General features: G+C 67.3%; 20 protein-coding genes. 3 read left to right on the top strand and 17 right to left on the bottom strand.

Features of this window, described 5'->3' with window-relative positions; genetic code table 11:
• Nucleotides 1-65: 65 nt before the first annotated feature.
• The 16 genes from KF709_14610 to KF709_14535 form a co-directional block, all read right to left on the bottom strand.
• Nucleotides 66-2,516 carry a UPF0182 family protein gene (locus KF709_14610; protein ID MBX3175636.1) on the bottom strand — a complete coding sequence of 817 codons (2,451 nt, stop codon included), beginning with the start codon at nucleotides 2,514-2,516 and terminating at the stop codon, nucleotides 66-68.
• A 1-nt stretch (nucleotide 2,517) separates the two neighbouring features.
• Nucleotides 2,518-3,900, bottom strand: a complete 1,383-nt coding sequence (locus KF709_14605) for a phosphomannomutase/phosphoglucomutase (protein ID MBX3175635.1) — start codon at nucleotides 3,898-3,900, stop codon at nucleotides 2,518-2,520.
• A gap of 15 nt (nucleotides 3,901-3,915) precedes the next feature.
• Nucleotides 3,916-5,448: an NADH-quinone oxidoreductase subunit N gene (locus KF709_14600; protein MBX3175634.1), complete on the bottom strand. Its 1,533-nt coding sequence runs from the start codon at nucleotides 5,446-5,448 to the stop codon at nucleotides 3,916-3,918.
• Between the two features lies 1 nt (nucleotide 5,449).
• Complete coding sequence (locus KF709_14595) at nucleotides 5,450-7,036, bottom strand: NADH-quinone oxidoreductase subunit M (GenBank protein MBX3175633.1); 1,587 nt, start codon at nucleotides 7,034-7,036, stop codon at nucleotides 5,450-5,452.
• Between the two features lie 7 nt (nucleotides 7,037-7,043).
• Entirely contained in the window at nucleotides 7,044-9,254 is a 2,211-nt protein-coding gene (nuoL, locus tag KF709_14590; protein ID MBX3175632.1) for an NADH-quinone oxidoreductase subunit L, read from the bottom strand.
• Entirely contained in the window at nucleotides 9,254-9,547 is a 294-nt protein-coding gene (gene nuoK / locus KF709_14585) for an NADH-quinone oxidoreductase subunit NuoK (GenBank protein ID MBX3175631.1), read from the bottom strand. Before nuoK ends, nuoL begins: the two co-directional genes overlap by 1 nt.
• Nucleotides 9,548-9,555: 8 nt before the next feature.
• On the bottom strand, nucleotides 9,556-10,101 hold the full coding sequence (locus KF709_14580) for an NADH-quinone oxidoreductase subunit J (protein ID MBX3175630.1): 546 nt from the start codon (nucleotides 10,099-10,101) through the stop codon (nucleotides 9,556-9,558).
• 2 nt (nucleotides 10,102-10,103) lie between these two features.
• Entirely contained in the window at nucleotides 10,104-10,580 is a 477-nt protein-coding gene (locus tag KF709_14575) for an NADH-quinone oxidoreductase subunit I (GenBank protein MBX3175629.1), read from the bottom strand.
• Between the two features lie 21 nt (nucleotides 10,581-10,601).
• A complete protein-coding gene (gene nuoH, locus KF709_14570; protein ID MBX3175628.1) occupies nucleotides 10,602-11,855 on the bottom strand; it encodes an NADH-quinone oxidoreductase subunit NuoH in 1,254 nt (417 codons plus the stop codon).
• Nucleotides 11,855-13,411: a (2Fe-2S)-binding protein gene (locus KF709_14565; protein MBX3175627.1), complete on the bottom strand. Its 1,557-nt coding sequence runs from the start codon at nucleotides 13,409-13,411 to the stop codon at nucleotides 11,855-11,857. The genes nuoH and KF709_14565 overlap by 1 nt, the downstream gene beginning before the upstream one ends.
• Nucleotides 13,408-14,718, bottom strand: coding sequence for an NADH-quinone oxidoreductase subunit NuoF (gene nuoF / locus KF709_14560; GenBank protein ID MBX3175626.1), 1,311 nt, complete (start codon nucleotides 14,716-14,718; stop codon nucleotides 13,408-13,410). Before nuoF ends, KF709_14565 begins: the two co-directional genes overlap by 4 nt.
• Entirely contained in the window at nucleotides 14,718-15,191 is a 474-nt protein-coding gene (locus KF709_14555; GenBank protein ID MBX3175625.1) for an NAD(P)H-dependent oxidoreductase subunit E, read from the bottom strand. The genes nuoF and KF709_14555 overlap by 1 nt, the downstream gene beginning before the upstream one ends.
• A gap of 71 nt (nucleotides 15,192-15,262) precedes the next feature.
• Nucleotides 15,263-16,462, bottom strand: coding sequence for an NADH dehydrogenase (quinone) subunit D (gene nuoD, locus KF709_14550; GenBank protein ID MBX3175624.1), 1,200 nt, complete (start codon nucleotides 16,460-16,462; stop codon nucleotides 15,263-15,265).
• A 111-nt stretch (nucleotides 16,463-16,573) separates the two neighbouring features.
• Nucleotides 16,574-17,293: an NADH-quinone oxidoreductase subunit C gene (locus KF709_14545; protein MBX3175623.1), complete on the bottom strand. Its 720-nt coding sequence runs from the start codon at nucleotides 17,291-17,293 to the stop codon at nucleotides 16,574-16,576.
• Nucleotides 17,290-17,919 carry an NADH-quinone oxidoreductase subunit B gene (locus tag KF709_14540; protein ID MBX3175622.1) on the bottom strand — a complete coding sequence of 210 codons (630 nt, stop codon included), beginning with the start codon at nucleotides 17,917-17,919 and terminating at the stop codon, nucleotides 17,290-17,292. The genes KF709_14545 and KF709_14540 overlap by 4 nt, the downstream gene beginning before the upstream one ends.
• Complete coding sequence (locus tag KF709_14535) at nucleotides 17,910-18,314, bottom strand: NADH-quinone oxidoreductase subunit A (protein MBX3175621.1); 405 nt, start codon at nucleotides 18,312-18,314, stop codon at nucleotides 17,910-17,912. Before KF709_14535 ends, KF709_14540 begins: the two co-directional genes overlap by 10 nt.
• Nucleotides 18,315-18,597: 283 nt before the next feature.
• Between KF709_14535 and KF709_14530 the strand changes: the two genes are divergently transcribed.
• Nucleotides 18,598-19,269, top strand: a complete 672-nt coding sequence (locus tag KF709_14530; GenBank protein MBX3175620.1) for a hypothetical protein — start codon at nucleotides 18,598-18,600, stop codon at nucleotides 19,267-19,269.
• A 23-nt stretch (nucleotides 19,270-19,292) separates the two neighbouring features.
• Here KF709_14530 and KF709_14525 read toward each other — a convergent pair whose 3' ends face one another.
• On the bottom strand, nucleotides 19,293-20,198 hold the full coding sequence (locus tag KF709_14525) for a hypothetical protein (GenBank protein MBX3175619.1): 906 nt from the start codon (nucleotides 20,196-20,198) through the stop codon (nucleotides 19,293-19,295).
• Between the two features lie 102 nt (nucleotides 20,199-20,300).
• Between KF709_14525 and KF709_14520 the strand changes: the two genes are divergently transcribed.
• On the top strand, nucleotides 20,301-20,855 hold the full coding sequence (locus tag KF709_14520) for a dCTP deaminase (GenBank protein MBX3175618.1): 555 nt from the start codon (nucleotides 20,301-20,303) through the stop codon (nucleotides 20,853-20,855).
• A 139-nt stretch (nucleotides 20,856-20,994) separates the two neighbouring features.
• Nucleotides 20,995-23,520 carry a zinc-dependent metalloprotease gene (locus KF709_14515; GenBank protein ID MBX3175617.1) on the top strand — a complete coding sequence of 842 codons (2,526 nt, stop codon included), beginning with the start codon at nucleotides 20,995-20,997 and terminating at the stop codon, nucleotides 23,518-23,520.
• The last annotated feature ends 11 nt before the right edge of the window (nucleotides 23,521-23,531 follow it).

The raw sequence follows: 23,531 nt of genomic DNA, 5'->3' as shown, positions 1-23,531 counted from the left end.
CCACCAATCACCTGGGAGACGACATGCATACGCTCCAAACCCAAAAGCGTTCGCTCAGTTCTGAGCTAGCGTCGCAGCAGCGAGCCTAGGGCAGCCCAGGCATCACCGTACGCGCGCCAGTCTCCGGCCCGCAAGGCGGACTGCATGGCGTCGTAGAGGCGTGCGACGCGCTCGCGGAACGCGTCCGGCGCCATTGGCCGACCGGTCACGCGCATCCCCAGTGTTTCGGCGAGCGTGCGACCCGCACGCACGCTATCGCCGACCAAAACCACGACACCTGCCAACCGCGGCTCATCGTCATCCGGCCACGCGTAGTACGACTGCACCAGCGCCAGGCTGCCGTCGACCGGGATCGCCTGCACACGCCCTCGGCGCATCGCCGGCAGCGTACGGCCGAACCCGGCCTCGTCCGCCGCACGCTGCAGGCGTTCGAGCATTGCCGTCCAGCTCGGACCTGGCGACGCGAGATACTCCGTGCGGCGCTCTGGCCCACCTCGCGAGATTAGCAGCCCCAAGGTGCGCCCGTCACGCGGGAGGTCCAGCGGCACGGCCCAGCCCAGCGTGCCAACACTGTCATACTGGAAGAAGCTGGGTGCGCCTTCGGCCAGGTCGACGTCGGCGTCATCGGGGCGCGCGAGGCGGCGCGTCGCGACGCTGTCGCGCTGGAAACCCACGCGCGCCAGGGCCGCGCCCTGGATCCGCGTGCGGTCCACCGAGGGTGGCCGCTGCGTTCGCATCCAACCCGGCGCTCCGGCGAGCGGCGTGAAGGCGTCCGGAAAGCGCTGCATCCACTGCCGGAGCACGGGGTCGGGCGCGTCGACCGGGACCGTGGTGATACCGCCGGTCTGCGCGTGCACGAAGGCCGTGGCCGCCAACTGGGCGTAGTGCACGGCGGCACCATCCGCCGTGACCGGCTGGCTGAGCGGGTAGCGCCTCGCTGCGACGAACAGATCCACGACCCAGTACAGCGAGTCGCCCCGCACCAGCGGCGTGATGGTCGGACCGGCGGCGAGGAACGGAAGCGCCCGTCGAAGGCGAGCACGGACATCGCGCGGCGTGACCAGCACTGGGCGCGGCGACGGAAGGTCCCGGAACAGTAGACGCGGATCCTGGAGGTCCCAGGCCAGCGCGAGTCGGTCGAGCGTGGACGCGAACGCGGGCGCGCGGATCACGCTGCTCGAGTCGGGCACGACGGCAAAGGCACCGGCACCCGGAGACACCACCACGTGGCGCAGTCGCGCGCCCACGATGCCGGGCGCGAGATACGGACGTCCGGCCTCGTCAGCCGCAGCGGCCGTCCAGGCATCGCCGCTCCAGTCCTGAGCCGCCACTCCCGCCGGGGATCCCGGCGTGAGCCGTAGGGCCTCTAGCCCCGCAGCGGCCGCACGCCAGGAGATGATGGCAGGAGCACCCGCGCGCTCGTCCAGCGCAGCCAACGCCGCGGGGTCCCACGCGCTGACCTGCGTGGCCAGATCGCGCAGCGCCAGGCTCGGCACCACGACGGTGTCGCCACCGGCAATCGCATCCACACCAAAGGCGCGCCGCGTGAACAGCGCGGAGGTGGTGACGTACGAACGCTCCAAGCGCTGCGAGGCCGGGCGTGCGAGCGTGCGCTTAGCCACCGCAGGCAGCAGCGCCGAGGCCATCGGGCCGCCCAGGATCAGCGCCGAGAGCAGCGCGAGGCCCAGGCGCAGGTAGCCGCGCCAGCCCGCCCAGACGAGCACCGCCGCCACCGGGATGCTCGCAAACGACGCCACCGCCAGATACGGCTGCGCGATACGGTGGTCGAAGAGCGTGAACAATCCCGCCGCCTCTGCCAACTGCGTGACGCCCGAACCATCCGCAAGACGCTCGTAGCGATCCAGGCGCCAGTCCCAGCCGACGAGCAGCACGAGCAGCCCCGCCAGCGCGGAAAGATGGCGCCGCACCCAGGTGGAGACGTAGAGGCCACTCGGTCCCCAGCGCACGCTCGGCGTCAGCGCATACAGCACGCAGGCCAGCATCCCCACGCCCACGCTCGCCAGCAGCACCCGCTCCTGCACGGCGCGCTCGAACGGCAGCCAAGCCACATAGAAGCCCAGGTCGCGCTCGAGATATGGCTCGCGCTCCCCGAACGACACGCCATCCCAGGCCAGCAGTGCGCGATGCCAGTCGTGCGGCAACAAGGCAAACAGCGCCGCGATGGCCACGGAGAGCACGATGGCGACGATCGTCAGGCGCGCGGTGGGGATGGCCTCGGCGAGTTCGAGGTCACCCACCTGTCGCGGGAGCACCAGCGACACGATGGATTGCCGAACCGCGTAGAGATTGGCGAAGGCGAACAGCCCCGCGACGAGGAACGTGCCGAAGCCGAGCACGGTGAGTGTGGTCACCTTGGCGTGCCAGATGCCGTGGAGACCCAGCGCATGAAAGAACGCGCGTTCGGCGTAGAGGCCGGCGGCCCAGCGGCCGGCAAGGAGCGCCAGGGCGCCCCCGAGCACAAATGCGAGCAGGCCGCGCCGGGAGCGGCCGCTCATCTCAGTGGCCCGACGAGGCTCCGACCGTGACGCCCTGCGTCGCCAGCCAGCCCTCGACCTCGGCGCGCAGCTCGGCAAGCCGGGCCTCGCTCGAGGCCTCGAAACGCATCACCAGGATCGGCTGCGTGTTGGAACTGCGGATCAGGCCCCAGCCGCCGTCGAACAGGATGCGGACGCCGTCGACGTCGCTCACGGGATACTTCTGCCGGAAGTGCTCCAGCGCCAACTGCGTCACGATCTCCTTGCGGTCGTCGGGGCAGTCCACGCGCATCTCCGGCGTGGAGACGAAACGGGGCACGTCGGCGAGGAGCTCGGCGACCGGCTTCTTGGCGTCCGCCACGATGCGCAGCAGCCGCGCAGCCGCGTAGAGCGCGTCGTCGTGGCCATAGAAGCCTTCCGTGAAGAACATGTGGCCCGACATCTCGCCGGCGATGGGAGCCTTGAGCTCCTTCATCTTCTCCTTGATGAGGGAGTGTCCCGTCTTCCACATCACGGGCTTGCCACCGGCCTTCTCGATGCCGTCGGGCAACGCCTGCGAGCACTTCACGTCGAAGATGATCGACTGGCCCTTGCCGGTGCGCGCGAGCACGTCGCGGGCGTAGAGCAGCAGCAGGTAATCGCCCCAGATGATCGTGCCTTCGCCATCCACGATGCCGATGCGGTCGGCGTCGCCGTCGAAGCCGATGCCGAGCTCGCTGCCCGTCTCGCGCACCGTGCGGATCAGGTCCTGCAGGTTCTCGACGACAGTGGGATCGGGATGGTGGTTCGGGAAGCTGCCATCGCTCTCCTCGAACAGCCAGGTGGGCGTGATGCCCAGCGCGGGAAACAGCGTGGGTGCCACCACGGCCCCGACACCATTCCCACAGTCGATCACGACCTTGAGATCCTTCGGCAGCGGGCCGATGCGGGCGACGATGTCGGCCACGTAGCGCTCAACGACCTGCTCACTGGAGACCTGGCCGCGGCCGCTGCGGAACTTGCCGCCTTCGATAATGGCCCTCAAGCGCTGGATGCCCTCCCCGTGCAGCGAGCCGTGGCCGATGCAGCACTTGAAGCCGTTGTACTCAGGCGGGTTGTGCGAGCCCGTGATCTGGATGCCCGCCACGACCGGGAGATGATGCAGCGACCAGTAGAGCAGCGGTGTCGGCACGACACCGACGTCAATGACATCGAGTCCGCTCTCGGTCATCCCCTTCACGAGGGCATCACGCAGCGCCACACCGCTCGGACGGTTGTCGCGGCCCACGGCGACGGCGCCCGAAATGCCCCGCTCCGCGAGGATCACCGCGTAGGCGCGGCCGATGGCCTCGGCTGCCTCGGTCGTTAGGTCCTTGCCGACGACGCCACGAATGTCGTACTGGCGAAAAATTCCGGCCGCGATCATTGACGAGTCCTGCGCCTAGCGCGAGGCGCCGCCGCCGTCCACCATGGCGGCCGCGCGCGCGGATTCAGCATACGTCGGGAAGGCCGCCGACTGGCTCCAGGTGGCGAGCGGCGTCGGATACAGCCCAAAGAACAGGATCACGGCCGCGGCGGCGACCAGCACCGCGCGCGTGAATGCTCCGGCCACCGGCACCTCCGGTGCGTCTTCCGCACGCGGCTGCATGAACATCACGCGCACGACCTGGAGATAGTAGCCCGCGGAAATCACCGAGGTGACCACGAGAATCACGGCCAATGCATTGAGGTCGAGCGTGGAACTGAGCGCGGCACGGACCAGATACCACTTCGCGAAGAAGCCAAGCCCACCGAAGACCGGGAAGCCAAGCAGCGCAAGCAGGAACACACCCATTCCCACGGCGAGCCAGGGACGCACGTGCCAGAGGCCGGCGACATCCGCCATCATCGGCGGACGATCACCACCACGCTGCACCGCGCTCAACACGCCAAAGGCCCCAAAGGTCGCGAGCGTGTACGCCAGCACGTAGAACACGAAAGCGGAGGAGCCGAGCGCCGAGTTGGCGAGCACGGCCACGATGAGATAGCCCGAGTGCACGATGCTCGAGTAGGCGAGCATCCGCTTGAGGTTCTGCTGCTGCAGGGCCACCACGTTGCCCACGACCATCGTCACGACGGCGATCCACCACAGCGCCGGCGCCCAGGCCTCGACCGGCATCTGGAAGCACTCGTACCAGATGCGCGCGAAGGCCGCGAAGGCCGCAGCCTTCACCGCCGCGGCCATGAACGCGGTGATCGGCGTCGGCGCGCCGTCGTAGACGTCCGGAGCCCACATATGGAACGGCACGGCCGCGACCTTGAAGCCCAGACCAACCGTCAGCAGGCCGATGCCAACCAGCAGCATCGGATGCCCGAGCAGGCCGTAGCCGGCGATCCGTGAGCCGATGGCCGCGAACTGCGTCGCGCCGGTCGCGCCATACACGAGGGCGATGCCGTAGAGCATGAAGCCCGTCGCAAAGGCGCCGAGCAGGAAGTACTTGAGCGCCGCCTCGGCCGAACGCGGGCTGCGGCGGTTGAGGCCGGCGAGCACGTACACCGCCACCGACATGATCTCGATGCCCAGGAAGAGCACCATCAGGTCACGGGCGGCGCCGAGTACCATCATGCCGGCGGCCGCAAAGAGCACGAGCACGTGGAACTCGCCGTGCGTGATGCCCTCCCGGTCGTTGTACTCAATGCCGAGGGCGATCGTGCCCAGCGCGGCGACCAGCACCACGAGGTCGACGGCCCAGCGGAAGCCATCGACGGCAATGACGCCAGCGCCGGCGCTATCGCCACGCAGGGCCATGTAGATCACGGCGACGATGGTCGCGACGACCAGGCCCATGGACGCGATGCCCACCGAGCGCTGATGCGCGGCGCTGTCGTGCCGCATGGCGGCGAAGAGCATCACGCCCATCGCGCCGACCATCAGCACCAGGTCAGGCAGCAGCGCGGCGAGCAGTTGGGCGGGCACGCTGAGATCGTAGCTCATCTCAGTTCCCTCCCTGGTTCGCAATGTCCGCGCCGCCCGGGCCCGTGCGCACCGACTCCACCATCCGCACGAGGCGGCCGGCGGCAGCCTCGGTCTTGTTCAGCATCGGCTTCGGATACACACCAATCCAGAGGATCGCGGCGACGAGCGGCACCAGCAGCCCAATCTCGCGCCAGTTGAGGTCCATGCCGCGCAGCTTCTCGTTCTCGGGCTTCACCAGCGGGTTGTAGATGATGCGCTGCACGGCCCAGAGCAGGTACGCCGCGGCGATGATCACGCTGGTGGCCGCGATGAACGCGTAGTACGGCTGCGTCGGGAAGGACCCGATGAGGACGAGGAACTCGCCCACGAATCCGTTGGTGCCCGGCACGCCGATGCTCGAGAGCGCGACGATGGTCAGGAACACGGCGAACACCGGCATCACCTTGGCGATGCCGCCGAAGTCATCCACCAGCCGCGTGTGCCGCCGCTCATAGATCATGCCGATGAGGAGGAACAGCGCGCCCGTGGACACGCCGTGCGAAATCGTCACCACCAGCGCGCCCTGCACGCTCTCGATGGTCATCGCGAAGAGCCCGAGCATCACGAAGCCCAGGTGGCTCACCGACGAGTAGGCCACGAGCTTCTTGAAGTCGGGTTGCACCAGCGCCACCAGCGCGCCGTAGACGATGCCGACGACGGCCAGCACCAGCATCACCGTGCGTACCGTCGGGTGCATCGCCGCCATCGGGAACAGCGGGAGCGCGAATCGGACGAAACCGAAGGTGCCCATCTTGAGCATGATCGCCGCCAGGATCACCGAGCCGGCGGTCGGCGCCTCCACGTGGGCGTCCGGCAGCCACGTGTGGAAGGGGAACATCGGCACCTTCACGGCGAAGGCCACGGCGAAGGCCCCGAACAGCCACAGCGAGCCGTTCCAGTTGCCGTTGCGCGAGAGCTCGAGCAAGGCGTCGTAACTGAAGTTCGGCACGCCCGCGCGCTGCGCGGCAAGGCCGAGCCAGATCACCGCGACGAGCATCAGCAGCGAGCCGACCATCGTGTAGAGGAAGAACTTGAGGCTGGCGTAGAGCCGCCGTGCCCCGCCCCACACACCGATGATCAGGTACATCGGCACCAGCATCACTTCCCACATCACGTAGAAGAGCACGAGGTCCAGCGCCATGAAGACGCCGAGCATGCCCGTGGTGAGGATCAGCAGGAGCGCGTAGTAGGCGCTGGTCTTCTCACGAATGGACGTCCAGCCGCCTAGCACTGCCAGCGGCATCAACAGCGTCGTCAGCAGGACCAGCATCATCGAGATGCCGTCGAGCCCCACGTGGAAGGTCACGCCCCACTGTGGGATCCAAGGCAGCTTCACCGCGGCCTGCCAGTCAGGGCTCGTCGCATCGACGGACCACCAGAGTCCCAGCGAGAGCACGGCCTCGGCGATGAACAGCCAGAGCGCCAGCGAACGGTCGGCGGCCATCCGCTCCTCGGGCGTTCCCTTCCCGCCGCGCGCGAACAGCAGCAGCGCGCCGGCGAGCGGAAGGCCGAGGAGGACCGGGAGGATCCAGCCGTTGTAGCCGATGGAATCAAGAAGCGCGGTCACGGTCGGATCAGAGGAAGGAGAAGGCGCTGAGGACCATCACCGCGCCGAGCACCAGCACCCAGGCGTAGGTGCCGACGCGGCCGGACTGCGCCTGCGCGCCGAACCAGCCGAGCGCACGGGCGAACAGCGCACTGCCATTCACGAGCAAGCCGTCGATGATGCCCGTGTCCACGCCCTTCCACAGCAGCGTGCGCGAGACGCCCACCGTCGGCTGGACAACGACCTTGTCGTAGGCCTCGTCCACGTACCACTTGTTGTTCAGCACCTTGCCGATGCCTTCCTCGGCGGGCGCCTGCTTGGCCGGCACCAGCGCGGCCGGCTTGAGGCGCAGCACCGCGAAGGCAATGCCGATCACGGCGATGGCCACCGCCGTACCGATCAGCGCGTACTCCGTGGAGTGCGAGAGATGCGGCGCCTCGCCCATCGTCACAATCATCGCGGCGCGGCCGATCACCGGCTCCAGCCAGTGGTGCAGCACCTCGACCGGGCCCAGCGCCCCGCCGGTGATGATTGGCAGGTTGAACCAGCCGCCCGCCAACGACAGCACGCCGAGCACGACCAGCGGGCCCGTCATCACCCAGGGCGCTTCCTTGAGGTGCGGCCGCTCGGCCTCACCCGTCCGGTTCGGGCCGTGGAAGGTGTAGAGCATCATCCGCGTCATGTAGATCGCGGTCATCAGCGCGGCCGCGAGGCCGAGCCCATAAATCACGTAGAGCAGCGTGCTGCCAGGAACGCCAAGCCAGCTGGCCTCGGCCAGCGTGGAGCCGTGCGTGCGGGCGAACACCGAGGCGAGGATCTCGTCCTTGGAGAAGAAGCCCGAGAACACCGGGATTCCCGCGATGGCCAACGTGGCGATCCACATCAAATAGAACGTGATGGGCATGTGATGCCGCAGCCCACCCATGTTGCGCATGTCCTGCGCGTCCTCGTGGTTGTGCGTCGCGTGGTACGCCTGGTGCATGGCGTAGATCACGGAGCCCGAGCCGAGGAACAGCAGCGCCTTAAAGAAGGCGTGCGTCATCAGGTGGAAGACGCCCGCGGTGTACGCGCCCACGCCCACGCCGACGAACATGTAGCCGAGCTGCGAGACGGTGGAGTACGCGAGGACCTTCTTGATGTCCCACTGCTTGAGGCCGATCGTCGCGGCGAACACGGCCGTCAGCGCACCGACGAAGGCCACCGTGAGCTGCGCGGTCGGCGCCATCGAGAACAGCGTGCCGCTGCGCGCCACGAGGTACACGCCCGCCGTCACCATCGTGGCGGCGTGGATCAGCGCCGAGACCGGCGTCGGGCCGGCCATGGCATCGGGCAGCCAGACGTAGAGCGGCATCTGGGCGCTCTTGCCGGCGGCGCCGAGGAAGAGGAAGAGGCAGATGGCCGTGGCCACCAGCGAGCCCATCTCCAGCTGGGCCGCCGCGCCCTCGACACCCACGAACGACAGTGTGCCGAAGTTGGCGAACATCAGGAACATCGCGACCAGCATGCCGAAGTCGCCGATGCGGTTCACGATGAAGGCCTTCTTGCCGGCGTCGGCGTTGGCCTTCTCGTGGAACCAGAACCCGATCAGCAGATACGAGCAGAGCCCCACGCCCTCCCAGCCGACGAACATCAGCGGGTAGGAGGCGCCGAGCACCAGCAGCAGCATGAAGAAGACGAACAGGTTCAGGTACGCGAAGTAGCGCGGGTACCCAGGATCGTCCTGCATGTAGCCGACGCTGAAGATGTGGATCAGCGAGCCGACGCCGGTGATGGTCATGACCATCACCATCGAGAGCTGGTCGAGCTGCAGCGCCACGTCGATGTTCAGCTTTCCCGTGGGCATCCACTGGAACAGCGTGAGCACGTAGGGCGACTCGGCGTGCGCACCGCTCATCGCCAGGAACGTCGCGACGGCGACGGCGAACGAGAGCAGCAGCACGCCGGGGCCGATCAGCGAGACGAGGCCAGCGGCCGGATGGCGCACCGCGTGGTGGCCGTCGTCGTGGCCGTGGGCATCGTGGCCGTGGTCACCGGCTGCGTCGTGCGCGTGCGCATCGTCGCCGTGGTGCTCGGAGGCCTTGGTGGGATCGGCCGGGCCGGGCTTGGCCGCGGCGCGCAGCGACAGGAAGCCGTTGGCGAGAAAGCCCAGCAGCGGCAACGCCAGCAGCAGCCAGGCGAAGCGCGCGACGGTGTCCGCGAGGGGGTGCCCCATCGAGGGGAGCTCGGACTGGGTGACCATCAGCCCTTCAGCAGGTTGATGTCTTCAAGATTCACCGACTGGCGGTGACGGAAGATGGCGATGATGATCGCGAGCCCGACGGCCGCCTCGGCGGCGGCGACGGTCATCGTAAAGATCACGAACACCTGGCCGGCGGCGCCGTAGAGCTGGCTCAGCGAGACGAAGGACAGGTTCACGGCGTTGAGCATCAGCTCGACGCACATGAAGATGATGATGGCGTTGCGGCGCGTGAGCACGCCGATGACACCGATCGTGAAGAGCGCGGCCGACAGCGCGAGGGATTCGGCAAGCATTGTCTGGATCAGCCTCGCTTGCGGCCGATCACGACCGCGCCGACGATGGCTGCCAGGAGCAGCATCGACGTGAGTTCGAAGGCGAGCAGGTACTCGCGGAACAGCGGCCCCGCGAGCGGCCCGATGATGCCGCCCGGTCCCTGCACCGCGACCTCGGCCGGCGGCACCGGCATCTCGAGGCGCAGCGGGAAGCGCGAGCGCGCCAACACCATCACCTCGGCCAGCAGCGCGAGGCCCACCGCGCCGGCGGTGAGGCGACCCGCCTTGCCGCGGATGTCGCTGAGCTCGTCGGGATGCCCGAGGTTGAGCAGCATCACCACGAACAGGAACACGACCATGATGGCGCCGGCGTAGACCAACACCTGGATGGCGCCGATGAACTGCGCGTCGAGCAGCACGTAGAGCGCGGCCAGGCAGAACATCACGTTCACCAGCCACAGCGCAGCAGCCACCGGGCTCTTGCGCGTGACGAAGAGGATTGCCGACGCCAGCGCCAGCAGGCCGAAAAGATAGAAGTGGAACCCGTAGAAGAGCGGGAAGAACTCGTTGCCCATCGTCACTCCCCCCGCGGGTCGGCGGGGTCCCACAACTCGCTCACGGGGTGCGTCTGCGCCGTGAGACGCTCGAGGTCATAGACGAAGCGCTCGCGGTTGAACTCGGCGTTCTCGTAGTGCCGCCCGAGATGGATGGCCTCCTCCGGGCAGACTTCCTGGCAGTAACCGCAGAAGATGCAGCGGAACTCGTCGATCTCGAACACCAGCGGGTAGCGGTTCCCCGCCTCGTCCTCGCCGGGCACGAGCTTGATGCAGTTCGCCGGGCAGACCGTCGGACACAGGCCGCAGGCCACGCACTTCGCCTTGCCGTCCTCGGTGGTCAGCATGCGATGCGTGCCACGCCAGCGCGGGCCGATGTCCCACTTCTGGTCGGGATACTGGATGGTGACCTTGTGCGGGTTCACCAGGTGCTTGAGCGTAAGCCCGAGGCCGCTGAGCGTCGCGCGCACATAGCTGACGTCGCGGATGGGCCGCTCCATCACCTTCACGTTGATGGCCATCTAGCGGATCTCCCCGGGTTGCAGGGTCGCACGGCTCGGGGCGCGCTGGCGCAGCCGCGCCATCTCCGCGCGCTCAAGGCGAGAGTACGCGGGGCTGACGAGCCGGCCGCGGTCGAGGACGAAGAAGAGAATCACCAGGAGCACCGCGTTGAGGCCGCCCATGATCCAGCCGAAGGTCCGGCCGCGCACCACGCCGGCCATGTCGAGGCCCAGCAGCGTGGACGCCACGATGACGATGTACGCCAGCGCCGTCGGCAGCATCACCTTCCAGCCCAGCGACATCAGCTGGTCATAGCGGAAACGCGGCAGCGTCCAGCGGATCCAGATATAGAAGAACACGAAGAAGCCGACCTTGGCGAAGAACATCGCGAAGGTCGCAATGGCCTTGGCGACCGTGTACGGCCCGAAGTTGTCCCAGTGCGTGAACGGGATGTCCCAGCCGCCGAGGAACAAGGTCACGAACATCGCGCTGGCCGTGACCATGTTGGCGTACTCGGAGATCGGGAACATCGAGAACTTCATCGCGCTGTATTCGCTGTGGTAGCCGGCGATGAGTTCCGACTCCGCCTCGGGCAGGTCGAAGGGCACGCGATTGGTTTCCGCGAAGGCCGCCACGAGGAACAGGAAGCAGGCCACCGCCAGCACCTTGGCGTTCCAGCCGAGGAACACCTGCTGCTCGATGACCTCAGGCAGCGAGACGTTGCCAGCGACGAGCAGCACGCAGACGGCGCTCATCCCCATCACGATCTCGTAGCTGACCATCTGAGCCGAGGAGCGCAGGCCGCCCAAGAGCGAGTACTTATTGTTGGAGGCCCAGCCGGCGAGCACGATGCCGTAGACGCCGAGCGAGGTGATGGCCAGCGTGAAGAGGAATCCAATCGGCAGGTCCGCGACCACGAGGTCCACGCGGCCCCAGGGTGTCGGCAGCGGCGCCCCGAAGGGGATCACCGCCCAGGCCATCAGCGCGGGCACGAAGGCCAGCGCGGGCGCGAGGACGAACAGCGGCTTGTTCACGCCGCCGGGCATCGTCTCTTCCTTCATGATGTTCTTCACGCCGTCGGCGAGCACCTGGAACAGGCCCCAGGGTCCGACGCGGTTCGGGCCGTGGCGGTCCTGGATCCAAGCCGAGACCTTGCGCTCGGCCAGCGTCGTGTAGGCGACGCCAACCATGTAGAGCGTGAAGATCGCCAGCATCTTGATGACCGTGGCGATGAGGAACGGCCAGAACGGGAGGGCGAGTTGCGACTGATCCATTAGGCCGCCCCCGCCTGTGCGCCAGCGACCGTGGCACCCATCAAGCCGAGGCTCTCATAGCTGAGGCCGTTGAAGGCAGATTCGGTGGCAGCCAGCGCGCCGAACACGGCGCCCGGCGTGAAGTGCTCGCCCTTGATGCCCAAGGCGTTGTTGAGGTCCGTCAACGCGAACCAGCTGGGGCGCGCGAGACCGGGCGCCGCCTTGGCCTGCAGGAAGCGCTGCACGCGTCCGCGCAGGTTGGTGAAGGTCCCCTCCTCCTCGGCCACGTTCGCGATCGGCAGCACGGCGTCAGGCGTTGGAATGCCCTCCGGCAGCGACGTCCCGACCACGATGATGGCGCCGGCCTTCTTCGCGGCGGCGGCGTTCACGCCGTGCAGTTCCTCGTCGGCCAGCACGAGCACGTCGCCATCGCGCAGCCCGCCGAGCACGTCGGCGTCGCGGCGGCCGAAGCCGAGCAGCTCGGCGCCGTGCACGTTCGGCGCGCGGTCGGCGCGCAGCGAGAGATCGCTCACGCCAGGCAGCGGCGCCTCGGGGCCCGTGGCGCAGCGGAACACGCCTTCGCCGTTCGTCTGCTTCACAATCTGCTTGAGCAGGTAGAGCGCCTCGTTGGAGAGCTTGGGCGAGGCCACCACGTAGGCGCGCTTGCCCTTCAGGAGCTTCGCCGCCTCGCCATAGGCAATGTCCCAGTCCACCGGCGAGAGCACGTCGTGCATCTTGACCTTCGGGACTTCCATGCGGTCGGCGCGGTTCATCCAGCGATAGTCGAGCCGGCCCTGGTCACACATATAGAAGTGGTTCACGGCCTCGTTGGACCGCGGCTTCTGCCGGACGACGACGTTGTCGCGCGTCTCGATGATCGTGTTGCAGCCCTGCGAGCAGCCGCTGCACACGGAAGCCGTGCGGTCGAGCTCCCAGGCGCGGGCCTTGTTCAGGAAGTCCTTGGAGACCAGCGCGCCGACCGGGCAGAGGTCGATGACGTTCGCCGCCCACGGCTGCGTGAGGTCCGCATCCGGTGCCTTGCCAATGCAGGCACGGTCACCACGCTCGGAGACGTTGAGCACCGGCGCCTCGTGCACGTCCTCCATGAAGCGCACGCAGCGCGTGCAGAGGATGCAGCGGTTGGTGACGTAGAGGACGTCGCCACCGAAGTCCTCGACCGGATTGAAGCGCTTGGGCTCGCGATAGCGCGAGTCGGCGCGCCCTTCCTGGAACGTGTAGTCCTGCAGCTCGCACTCACCGGCCTGGTCGCAGATCGGGCAGTCGAGCGGATGGTTGATGAGCAGCAGCTCGAGCACGCCCTTGCGGGCCTCGAGTGCCTTCTCGGAGTAGACGTGCACCACCTGCCCCTCGCCGACGGCCGTCGCGCAGGACGGGGCCAGCTTGGGCATCTTCTCGACTTCCACGAGGCACATGCGGCAGACGCCGGCCACGGGAAGCCCGGGGTGATAGCAGTAGTGCGGGATGAGCACACCGGCGGCCTTGGCCGCCTCGAGGATGCTCGTCCCCGCGGGCACCGTCACCTGGCGCCCTTCGATGGTCAGCGTGACGCCGCTCATGCGCCCACCGCCACGGTGGACGACCGCTTGCCCTTGATCAGCGCCTCGAACTCCCCACGGAAGCGGTTGATGCCGCTGGTCACTGGCGCGCCGCAGGAATCGCTGAGCACGCAGATCGTCTTGCCCGTCATGTTCTCGGAGAGCTCAAAGATCGTATCGAGGTCCTCGAACGTGCCGTGGCCGTCCACGATGCGCTCGAGGATCTTCGTCATCCAGGCCGTGCCCTCGCGGCACTGCGTGCACTGCGCGCAGCTCTCGTGCGCGTAGAAGCGCGCGAGGCGCGCCAACTGCCGCGGCATCGACTGCGCGTCGTCGAAAATGATGACGCCGCCCGAACCGAGCATCGTGCCCACTTCGAGGAATCCTTCGTAGTCCATCTTCACGGACTCGGCCTCCTCGATGGTGATCACCGGCACCGACGAGCCGCCGGGGATGATCGCCTTGAACTTCCGGCCCGGCGGCGGGCCGCCGCAGAGGTCGTACAGGAACTCCTTGAACGGGAATCCCATCACGACTTCATAGTTGCCCGGCTTGGCCACGTTGCCGCAGACCGAGAACAACTTGGAACCGGTGCTCTTCGGCGAGGACAGGCACATCGCCTTGTACCACTCAGCGCCGTTGTTCAGGATGTGCGGCACGGCGGCCAGCGTCTCGACGTTGTTGATCGTCGTCGGCATCCCGAAGAGGCCGCTCACCGCCGGGAACGGCGGCTTGATGCGCGGATTGCCTCGCTTGCCCTCGAGCGAGTTCATCAGCGCGGTCTCCTCGCCGCAGATGTACGCGCCCGCGCCGCGGTGCACCCACACATCGATCTTCTTGCCCGAACCCATCGCGTTGGGGCCGATGATGCCCGCCTTGCGGGCCTCGACCAGCGCGTCCTCGAGCCGCTTGATGGGCTCGGTGAACTCGCCACGCACGTAGATGTAGGCCGTCTCGGCGCCAATCGCGTAGGCACCGATCGCGCAGCCCTCGATGAGGGCGTGCGGCGTCCAGCGCATGATCTCGCGGTCCTTGAACGTGCCCGGCTCGGATTCGTCGGCGTTGCAGCAGAGGTAGTGCGGCTTGCCGTCGCCGAGCTTCATGAAGGACCACTTGAGGCCGGTCGGGAATCCGGCGCCGCCGCGGCCGCGAAGGCCGGACTCCTTCACCACGTTCTGGATGGCGACGGGATCCATCGACAGCGCCTGCTGCAGCGCCTTGTAGCCGCCGCGTGACTTCCAGCCCTCGAGCGTGCGTGCCTCGGGGTCACCGAAGTGCTTGCTGAGGACCGGCGTCTCGCGGGGATGGCTCTTGTGCGGATAGCCCATTACGCGAGCCCTCGCAGAATCTCCGGCACCTTCTCCGGCGTCACGTTCTCCACGTAGTCCTCATTGATCTGCACCGGCGTCGCGAAGCCGCAGGCGCCGAGGCATTCGACTTCGATCACGGTGTACTTGCCGTCCGGCGAGGTAAGGCCGAGTTCCTTGCAGCCCGTGTGCTCGAGGAAGGCCTCGACGACCTTGTCGGCACCGGCGCAGAGGCAGGGCGAGGTCGTGCACACCTGGATGAAATGCTTTCCGACCGGATGCTGGTGGTACATCGTGTAGAACGTCACCACACCCTTCACATAAGCGGCGGTGCAACCGAGTTGGTCGCCGACCTCGCGCATGGCGTCGTCGCTGATCCAACCGCGTTCCTGCTGCACCATCCACAGCGCAGGCAGCAACGTGGCGCGCTTGTCGGGATAGCGCGTGATGAGATCCTGCAACTCCTTCAGGCGCGCCGAGCCCGGCGTGAACACCGGCTCATAAGGCGCGTGGTCGTGATTCTTTTGACCACTCGGGGCCGCCGAGGGGGCGGAGGGGCCGTGGCTCACCGGTCGATCTCTCCCATCACGATGTCGATGGAGGCGTTGATCGCGATGACGTCGGAGAGCAGGTGGCCCTCGACCATCTTCGGGATCGCCGAAAGGTTGACGTAGCTGGGCGGCCGGATGCGCCAGCGCACCGGCTTGGCCGTGCCGTCGGAGACGAAGTAGTAGCCCTTCTCGCCCTTCGGGCTCTCGATCGGCACGTAGGTCTCGCCGATCGGGGGCCGCGGGCCTTCCATCACGACCTTGAAGTGATGGATCATGGATTCCATCTCGCTGGTCGCCTTGGACTTCGGAGGCAGGATGAGCCGCGGGTCATCCACGTTCACCGGACCGTCGGGCAAACGCTTCAGCGCCTGCTCGAGGATACGCACCGACTGGCGCAGCTCTTCCTGACGGACCAGGAAGCGATCATAAACGTCGCCGTTGGTACCGACCGGCACGTCGAAGTCGTAGGTCTCGTAGTCGAGGTACGGGAAGTCCTTGCGGACGTCGTAGGCCACACCCGAGGCGCGGAGCATCGGGCCGCTCAATCCATAGTTGAGCGCCTCGTCCGGCGTCATCACGCCGAGTCCAACCGTGCGGCCGACCCAGATGGCGTTCTTGTTGAGCATCCCCTCGACCTGGTCCAGCGTCTTGGGGAAGGTCTCGATGAAGTGCTTGAGCTGGTCGGTCCAGCCCTCCGGCACGTCGGCGATCATGCCACCGATGCGCGTTCCGCTGGTCGTGAGCCGCGCGCCGGTCCAGCGCTCCAGCAGGTTGTAGACGTTCTCACGCTCCTGGAAGCTCCACAGGAACGGCGTGAACGCGCCGATGTCGATGCAGGTCGTGCCCAGCCAGACCAGGTGCGAAATGATACGCGAGAGCTCCATCGCGATCACACGCAGCACGGTGCAACGCGGCGTGATCTCCACGCCGAACAGCCGCTCCGCCCCGAGCACGAAGGCAACGTTGTTGCCCATCGAGTTCAGGTAGTCCTCGCGGTCGGTCCAGGGGATGATCTGGTTGTACTGGCGGTATTCGCCGATCTTCTCGAAGCCGCAGTGCAGGTAACCCACGTGCGGGATGCAGCGCACGACGGTCTCGCCGTCGAGCTCGAGCACCAGACGCAGCACGCCGTGCGTGGCGGGGTGCTGCGGCCCGATGTTGATGAGCATGTGCTCGCCTTCGAGCTCCGGCTCGATCGCGTCATGCGGCGTCATCAGGCCCTCGGCGCCCAGCGGGATGCGCTGCGGCTTGCCGTCGGCTCCGAGACCGGTCGTGGAAAGCGCGACCTCGATGGTGCGCTTGTCGGTGGCGGTAGGCATTGCGGTTTACTCTCCCGTCTGCTCGCCGCCCTTCAGGCGGGCACGCATGTCCGAGGGCAGGTCCTCGAAGGCATCGGAGATGGAAAGCTCTTCCATCGAGTACCGGGCCTCGGGATTGGCAGCCAACGCCTGCTTCAGCTGCTCCGAGCGCGAGAAGCGGCCGCGCATCGGGAAGTCCTTCCGCAGGGGATAGCCTTCCTTGTACTGCTCCCACATCAGGATGCGGCGCAGGTCGGGGTGACCCTCGAAGCGGATGCCGAACATGTCGTAGCACTCGCGCTCCAACCAATCGGCGCCCTTCCACACGCTCCAGACGCTGGGCACGACGAGCGGCGTCTTGCCGTCCTTCGGGAGTTCGGTCTTGAGGCGGATGAAGCGGCGGTTCCGTACGGAGCGGATGTGCCACACGACTTCAATCGGCCGACCGTGGTCGCGGTACTCGACCGCGGTCACATCCGACAGGTACTCGTAGCGCTGCGCCGGGTCCGACTGCAGCCAGGCGCAGATCTCGGCGACCTTGGCGCGCTCGACGAACACCGTCGTCTCGCCCCAGACCACCTCGGCGCGCTGGACGGCCGCGCCGAACTTGGCGCGCATCGCCTCGACCGTCGGGTTCATCGCGCCGCCGCGATGCGGGATGTTTCGTGGCGTCGCCGGGGTGTCCGCCGAGGCCGGGTAAACGATCTCGAAGGCGGGCGCGCCGTACTTCTCCATGGACTTGCTCACGGCGCCGACCGGGTCTGGTGCACCGAGTTGCCGAACGGCTCCGACAGCTCGTCGATGCGCGAAGGCGGGATGTAGAGCTGCGATTCGGGGTCAGGCATCAACTCGTCGCGCAGCGCAGTGTTGGACATCCGCTCCTGCATGACCTTCTTCTGCAGCATCATGATGCCGTAGATGAGGCCTTCGGGACGCGGCGGGCAGCCGGGCACATAGACGTCCACGGGAATGATCGTGTCGATGCCCTGCACCACGGCATACGAGTCGAACATGCCACCCGACGAGGCGCAGGCGCCCATCGAGATGACCCACTTCGGCTGGTGCATCTGTTGGTAGATGCGGCGGATGACCGGCGCGAGCTTGAACGGCACGCGGCCCGCACAGATCAGCACGTCGCTCTGGCGCGGCGAGAAGCTCATCCGCTCCATGCCGAAGCGTGCGAGGTCGAACTTCGAGGCGGCCGTGGCCATGAACTCGATGGCGCAGCAGGCGGTGCCAAAGGGCATCGGCCACAGCGAGTTCGCGCGGCCCCAGTTGACGAGGAAGTCGAGGCGGGTGGTGATCCAGCCTTCCTGCGTCTGCGGATTATAGGAGACGGCGGAAGCCGGATCCGGCCGCGTGGTCAATCCCATTGCAGCGCTCCCTTCTTCCAGACGTAGATGAAGCCCGCCAGCAGGATGGCAACGAAGACCAGCATCTCACCGAGCCCGAAGAAGGTGAGCTGGCCACCCGGACAGATGCCGCTCACCAGCGGCGCCATGCACGAGAGCTGCTGGTAGTAGGCGGCCCAGGGGATCATGAACACCGTCTCGATGTCGAAGACGATGAACAGCATCGCCACCATATAGAACTTGACGGAGAAGCGTTCGCGCGCGTCGCCGAGGACGGGCATGCCCGACTCGTAGGCCTCTTGCTTCACCGGCGTCGGCCGGGCGCGCGTCAGGAAATGCGACAGCCCAAGGATGAGCACCGCATTGACGGCGACAAATCCAAGGAGCAGAAGGACTGGGAGGTACGTCCGTTCCATTTGGGGGGAAGGCTCGGGCGTGGCGATTCGTGAAAAAATTCACGAACGATTTTTGTCTCGGCGGAAAGTAGCCGTGCGCCAATAGCGAAGCAACCGGAACGCGATGCGCGACAACGTGTTGTGCGCCGCAATCCCGAATCACATCGTCGGGGATTCAACCGCGCTCGCGTTTCGGTGCGAGGCCGCGCAGACTGCGATGGAACCTGAAGAACCGACGGCGCAGGCTTGGGTAGCACGCGCTGTTCCTGCACCGCTGCGATTCACTCGACCTCGAGGTCATTCCATGCTCACGTCTCGATCCCTGCGCCATTGCGTCACCGCTCTCGCGGCCGCAGTGCTGCTCCCCGCGGCGCTGGCCGCGCAGGCCTGCCTCGGCAACCCGTCGTTCGCCCAAGGTCACCTACAGCTGTCGGGTGACGTGATGACGGGGAACGACGCCACCAGTTTCGGCGCCGGCTGGGGCGGCGGCTCGGAGTCCGTCTTCGGTGGTGTGTTTGCGGGAGGCACCACCTTCAAGGGTGTCACGGGCACCCAACTGTTGGCGGGCGCCAACATCGGCTACCAAGTGCCTGCGACCGCGGGTACGGCGCAGATCTGCCCGCTGCTCAGTGCCCAGTTCGGATTCGGGCCGAAAGACATCGACGGGTTCGGCACTGACCTGACCTCGCGCGCCGTGGGCTTCGGCCTGGCCCTCGGCGGCGAGTTGGTGCGCGGCTCACGATTGGCCATCGTGCCCTCCGTCCAACTCGGCTTCGCGTACTCGGCGAACATCTTCGACGGTGTCGGCGGCTCGGTGGAGGAGGCGGACACCTACGGCACGGCCGGCCTGGCGCTCGGCCTCGTGCTGAACGACCAGCTCTCGGTGCGCCCGAACGTGCTCTTTCCGATCGGACTCGAAGGTGCCGATCCGGTGTTCGGCATCGGCTTCAGCTTGAACTACGGCGGGCGGCGGTAAGACGCGGAGCCGCGCACCCGCGGCTAGGGTGCACGCCGGTAGAGCAACAACCGCTGGGCGACGCCTCCGCCCGCCGCTTCCGAGAGCGTGGCGTAGGCGTCGCCGTCCAGCGTGAAAGCGATGGCTTCGCCCTGTGGTTCGGGGCGGTAGGGCAGCCGTCGGGGTGGGCGCAGAAGCGAGGCGGCGAGTGACTCCCCCGCCCCACGCTTCCAATAGAAGACCTCGGTGTAGGTCTTCACGAGGACCTCGGTCCCGTCGGCGGACACATCGCCCGCGACGGCGAGACGGAACGGCAAGACTCCCTCGACACGCGCAAGGACGAGAGCCGGAGTCGCGCCCGGCACATCACCTGACCCTGCAGCCATCGGTGCGCCCGTCTCGGCGCGAGACGCGGCAGCAAGCGTGTAGAGCCGCGACCGCTCCCCGCGCTTGGTGACGATGAACCAGTCGCCGCTCAGCGGGTCCACGATGAAGGTCTCGGCGTCCCGGGCACCGTCCGGATAGTGCAGCTCGTACTGCGCGACCAGCGCGAGTGACCCGTCTGCGAGTGCGGCCGGTTCCAGCACCGCATAGACACGAACGGACGGATGCACCGCCGCATTGTCCCCGACGTCGGCGATGAACAAGGTGTCGCCGCGGCGCGCGATGTCTTCCCAGTCGCGGTTGCGCGCGCCTGCGATCCGCAGCGTCGCGCGGATCGCACCGCTGGCGTCGATGGCGAAGATGCGCGGTTCATCACCGGAATCATTGTGCGTCCAGAACACGCCTGGGTGCCGCGCGGAACTCACGAGCCCGGACGCCTCGCGGACCACATCGCTGCGGAGGGCGGCGGACTCGATCGCCGCGGCAAACGGTGCGTCTGCGCGGGGCGGTGGGTCTGGCGCGGCGCAGGCCATCGCGAATAACAGGCAGGCCGCAGGCGATCGCATCCGCGCAATGTAGCGGCATCGCCTGCGCGGTTCCCCAGCGCCACGGCAGGGACTAGGATTCGGGCTGGCGCAGGCCCGCCCCTGACCCCGACCCCGCACGCCGTGTCCATCAAGAACGACCGCTGGATCATCGAGATGTCCGAGAAGCACGGGATGATCGAGCCCTTTGAGAGCTCCCAGATGCGCGAGGGCGTCGTCTCGTACGGCGTCTCGGCCTACGGCTACGACATGCGCGTGGCCCCCGAGTACCGGATCTTCACGAACGTGCTCAACTCGGTCGTCGACCCCAAGCACTTCGACCCGAAGAGCTTCGTGGAGTACGAGGGCGATGTGTGCATCGTGCCGCCGAACAGCTTCGCGCTGGCGCGGTCGGTGGAGTACTTCCGCATCCCGCGCAACGTCATGACGATCACGGTGGGCAAGTCCACCTACGCGCGCTGCGGCATCATCACCAACGTCACGCCCTTCGAGCCGGAGTGGGAGGGCTATGTGACGCTGGAGATCTCGAACACCACGCCGCTGCCGGCGAAGATCTATTCCAACGAAGGCATCGCCCAGGTGTTGTTCTTCGAGGGCGACGAGGGGCCGCTGGTCTCGTACAAGGACAAGAAGGGCAAGTACCAGGGCCAGGTCGGCGTGACGTTGCCGAAGATCTGAGTCCACTTCGAGAGATCGTGGCGAGCCGGCCAACCAGCCGTCATCACTCGCGCGCCGTGGCGCGTAGACAGGTTCGACCCTTGCGCGCGCCCGCGACCTCGTGGGCGCGCCGCGTTTTCCTCATCACCCGATGAATCCGATGCGACCACTCGCACGTCTCACGCAGTTGGCTGGCGCCTTGGCGCTGGTCTCCTGCACCACTGCCACCGCGACAACGCGGCCCGCTCCCACGACGACGCCCGCCGCCGGCGCACAGCAGACGCCGCCGCAGGGCGCGCAGGCCGCCCCGCAGGGCGGCGCGGCACAGGGCCGGCAGGGCGGCAACCAGGGCGGCCCCCGTCCTTACCGCAGCGTGATCACCGAGGCCGCCACGACGCAGAGCGGCCTGTTCAAGGTGCACCGCATCAACGAGCAGCTGTTCTTCGAGATCCCGCGCGCCGCGCTGATGAAGGAGATGCTGCTCATCTCGCGTCCCGTGGAGTCGACGCTGCAGAACCCCGCCGGCTTCTTCGGCGGCGGCGTGCGCGTGATCGTGCAGTGGGAGCGCGACGGCAACCGCGTGGTCCTGCGCGAGAAGGAGTTCGACCTGATGGCCGACAGCACGTCGGCGATCTGGCGCCAGGTCTCCGGCTTCCGTAAGGGTCCCGTGCTCGCCAGCTATTCCGTGGCCGCCTACGGCCCGGACAGTGCCGCGGTGATCGACGTGAGCGATCTCTTCCTGTCGAACATCGCCGAACTGGGGCCGATCGAGGGCCTGCAGCGCAACAAGAGCTGGGTCGAGCAGACCTGGGCCTTCGAGCGCAACGTGGACATCGAGGTGACGCAGACGGGCCTGGCCCGTCCCGCCGCCGGTGGCCCGGGCGGCTTCGGTGGCACGCCGCGCCCGCAGTCGCAGACGGTGCGCGTGCACTTCTCGATGCTTGCCCTGCCCGACACCCCGATGATGCCCCGCTGGCACGACGAGCGCGTCGGCTTCAACTCCAGCCGCTGGTACGACATGTCGCGGCCGGTGCATCGCTCGGAGCAGATGCGCTTCATCCATCGCTTCAAGCTGGTCAAGAAGAATCCGAACGCCGCCGTGTCCGACCCGGTGGAGCCGATCATCTATTGGATCGACCCCGCCACGCCGGATTGGCTCAAGCCCTGGATCGTCATCGGCGTGAACAAGTGGCAGTCGGCCTTCGAGGCGGCGGGCTTCTCGAACGCCATCTTCGGCCGCATCGCGCCGACGCCGGAAGAGGATCCGAACTTCTCGCTCTTTGACGCGCGCCACTCGGTGATCTACTGGCGCCCGTCCACCGTGGCCAACGCCACCGGCGGCCAGACCGTCGACCCGCGCTCGGGAGAGATCCTGAAGGGCGAGGTCAACATGTACCACAACATCATGGAGCTGCAGAAGAACTGGTACTTCATCCAGGCTTCGCCGCTCGACGCCCGCGCGCAGACGCTGCCGATGCCGGACTCGCTGATGGGTCGCCTCGTCGAGTACGTCGTCACGCACGAGGTCGGCCACTCGATCGGCTTCCCGCACAATATGAAGTCCTCGGCACAGTACCCGGTGGACTCCATCCGCAGCCGCAGCTTCCTCGAGCGGATGAACGGCCACGTGGCGACGCTGATGGACTACTCGCGCTTCAACTATGTGGCGCAGCCCGAGGACAACATCCCGCCGCACCTGCTGATCCCGCAGGTCGGTCCGTACGACGTGTTCGCCGTGAAGTGGGGCTACAGCCCCATCCCCAGTGCGCGCACGCCGGACGAGGAGAAGGCGACGCTTGACCAGTGGGCGCGCGAGCAGGACCGCTTCCCCTGGCTGCGCTTCACCACGCCCGACGCCACCGGTGACCCGGAGAACCAAACCGAGGCCGTGGGTGACGCCGACGCGGTGCGCGCCACGACGCTGGGCATGCGGAACCTCGAGCGCGTGGTGGCCAACATCCGCAATGCGGCAGAGAAGCCGGGCGAGAGCTACGACGAGGTGGAGACGCTGTACGAGCAGGCCGTGGGCCAGTGGGGTCGCTATATGGGCCACGTCTCGAGCATCGTCGGCGGCGCGTACACGCAGGAGAAGTACGGCACCGGCGAGCGCTTCACGCCGCTCGAACGTGCGCGCCAGCGCGAGGCCGTGCAGTACCTGAACCGCGTGGCCTTCCAGGTCCCGGCGATGTTCCTCGACCCCGCCCTGCTGCGGCGCATCGAGAACGACGGCGCGGTGGAGCGCTTCCGCGCGCGTCAGGCGTCGGTCATCAACTCGCTGCTCAACCAGAACCGCCTCGAGCGTCTGGTCGAGTTCGAGGCGTTGGCGCCGGCGGGCACGGCGACCTACACGTTGGCCGACCTGATGACCGACCTGCGGGCCGGCATCTGGGGCGAGCTCAATGCGGGCAGCGTGCGCATCAATGCGTATCGCCGCAACCTGCAGCGTTCGTTCCTCGCGGCGGCCGACAGCCGGCTCAATCCGTCCCCGGAGGCGCTGTCGCGCGCGAACAACCCCGCGCCGAACCCGGCCCACTCTGACGTGCGGGCCGTGCTGCGCGGCGAACTGCAGGACCTCGACCGTTTGATTGCGTCGGCGCAGGCCAAGGCCGGCGACAGCATGACGCGTCTGCACCTGCGCGACCTGCGCACGGAGATTGCGCGGATCCTGGAGGGCGGCAACCGGTAGGATTCGGCGGC

The organism is Gemmatimonadaceae bacterium, assembly GCA_019637445.1.
Lineage (GTDB): Bacteria > Gemmatimonadota > Gemmatimonadetes > Gemmatimonadales > Gemmatimonadaceae > Pseudogemmatithrix.
The sequence above is the reverse complement of the archived record's forward strand: the minus strand, read 5'-3'. Positions and strand labels throughout refer to the sequence as shown.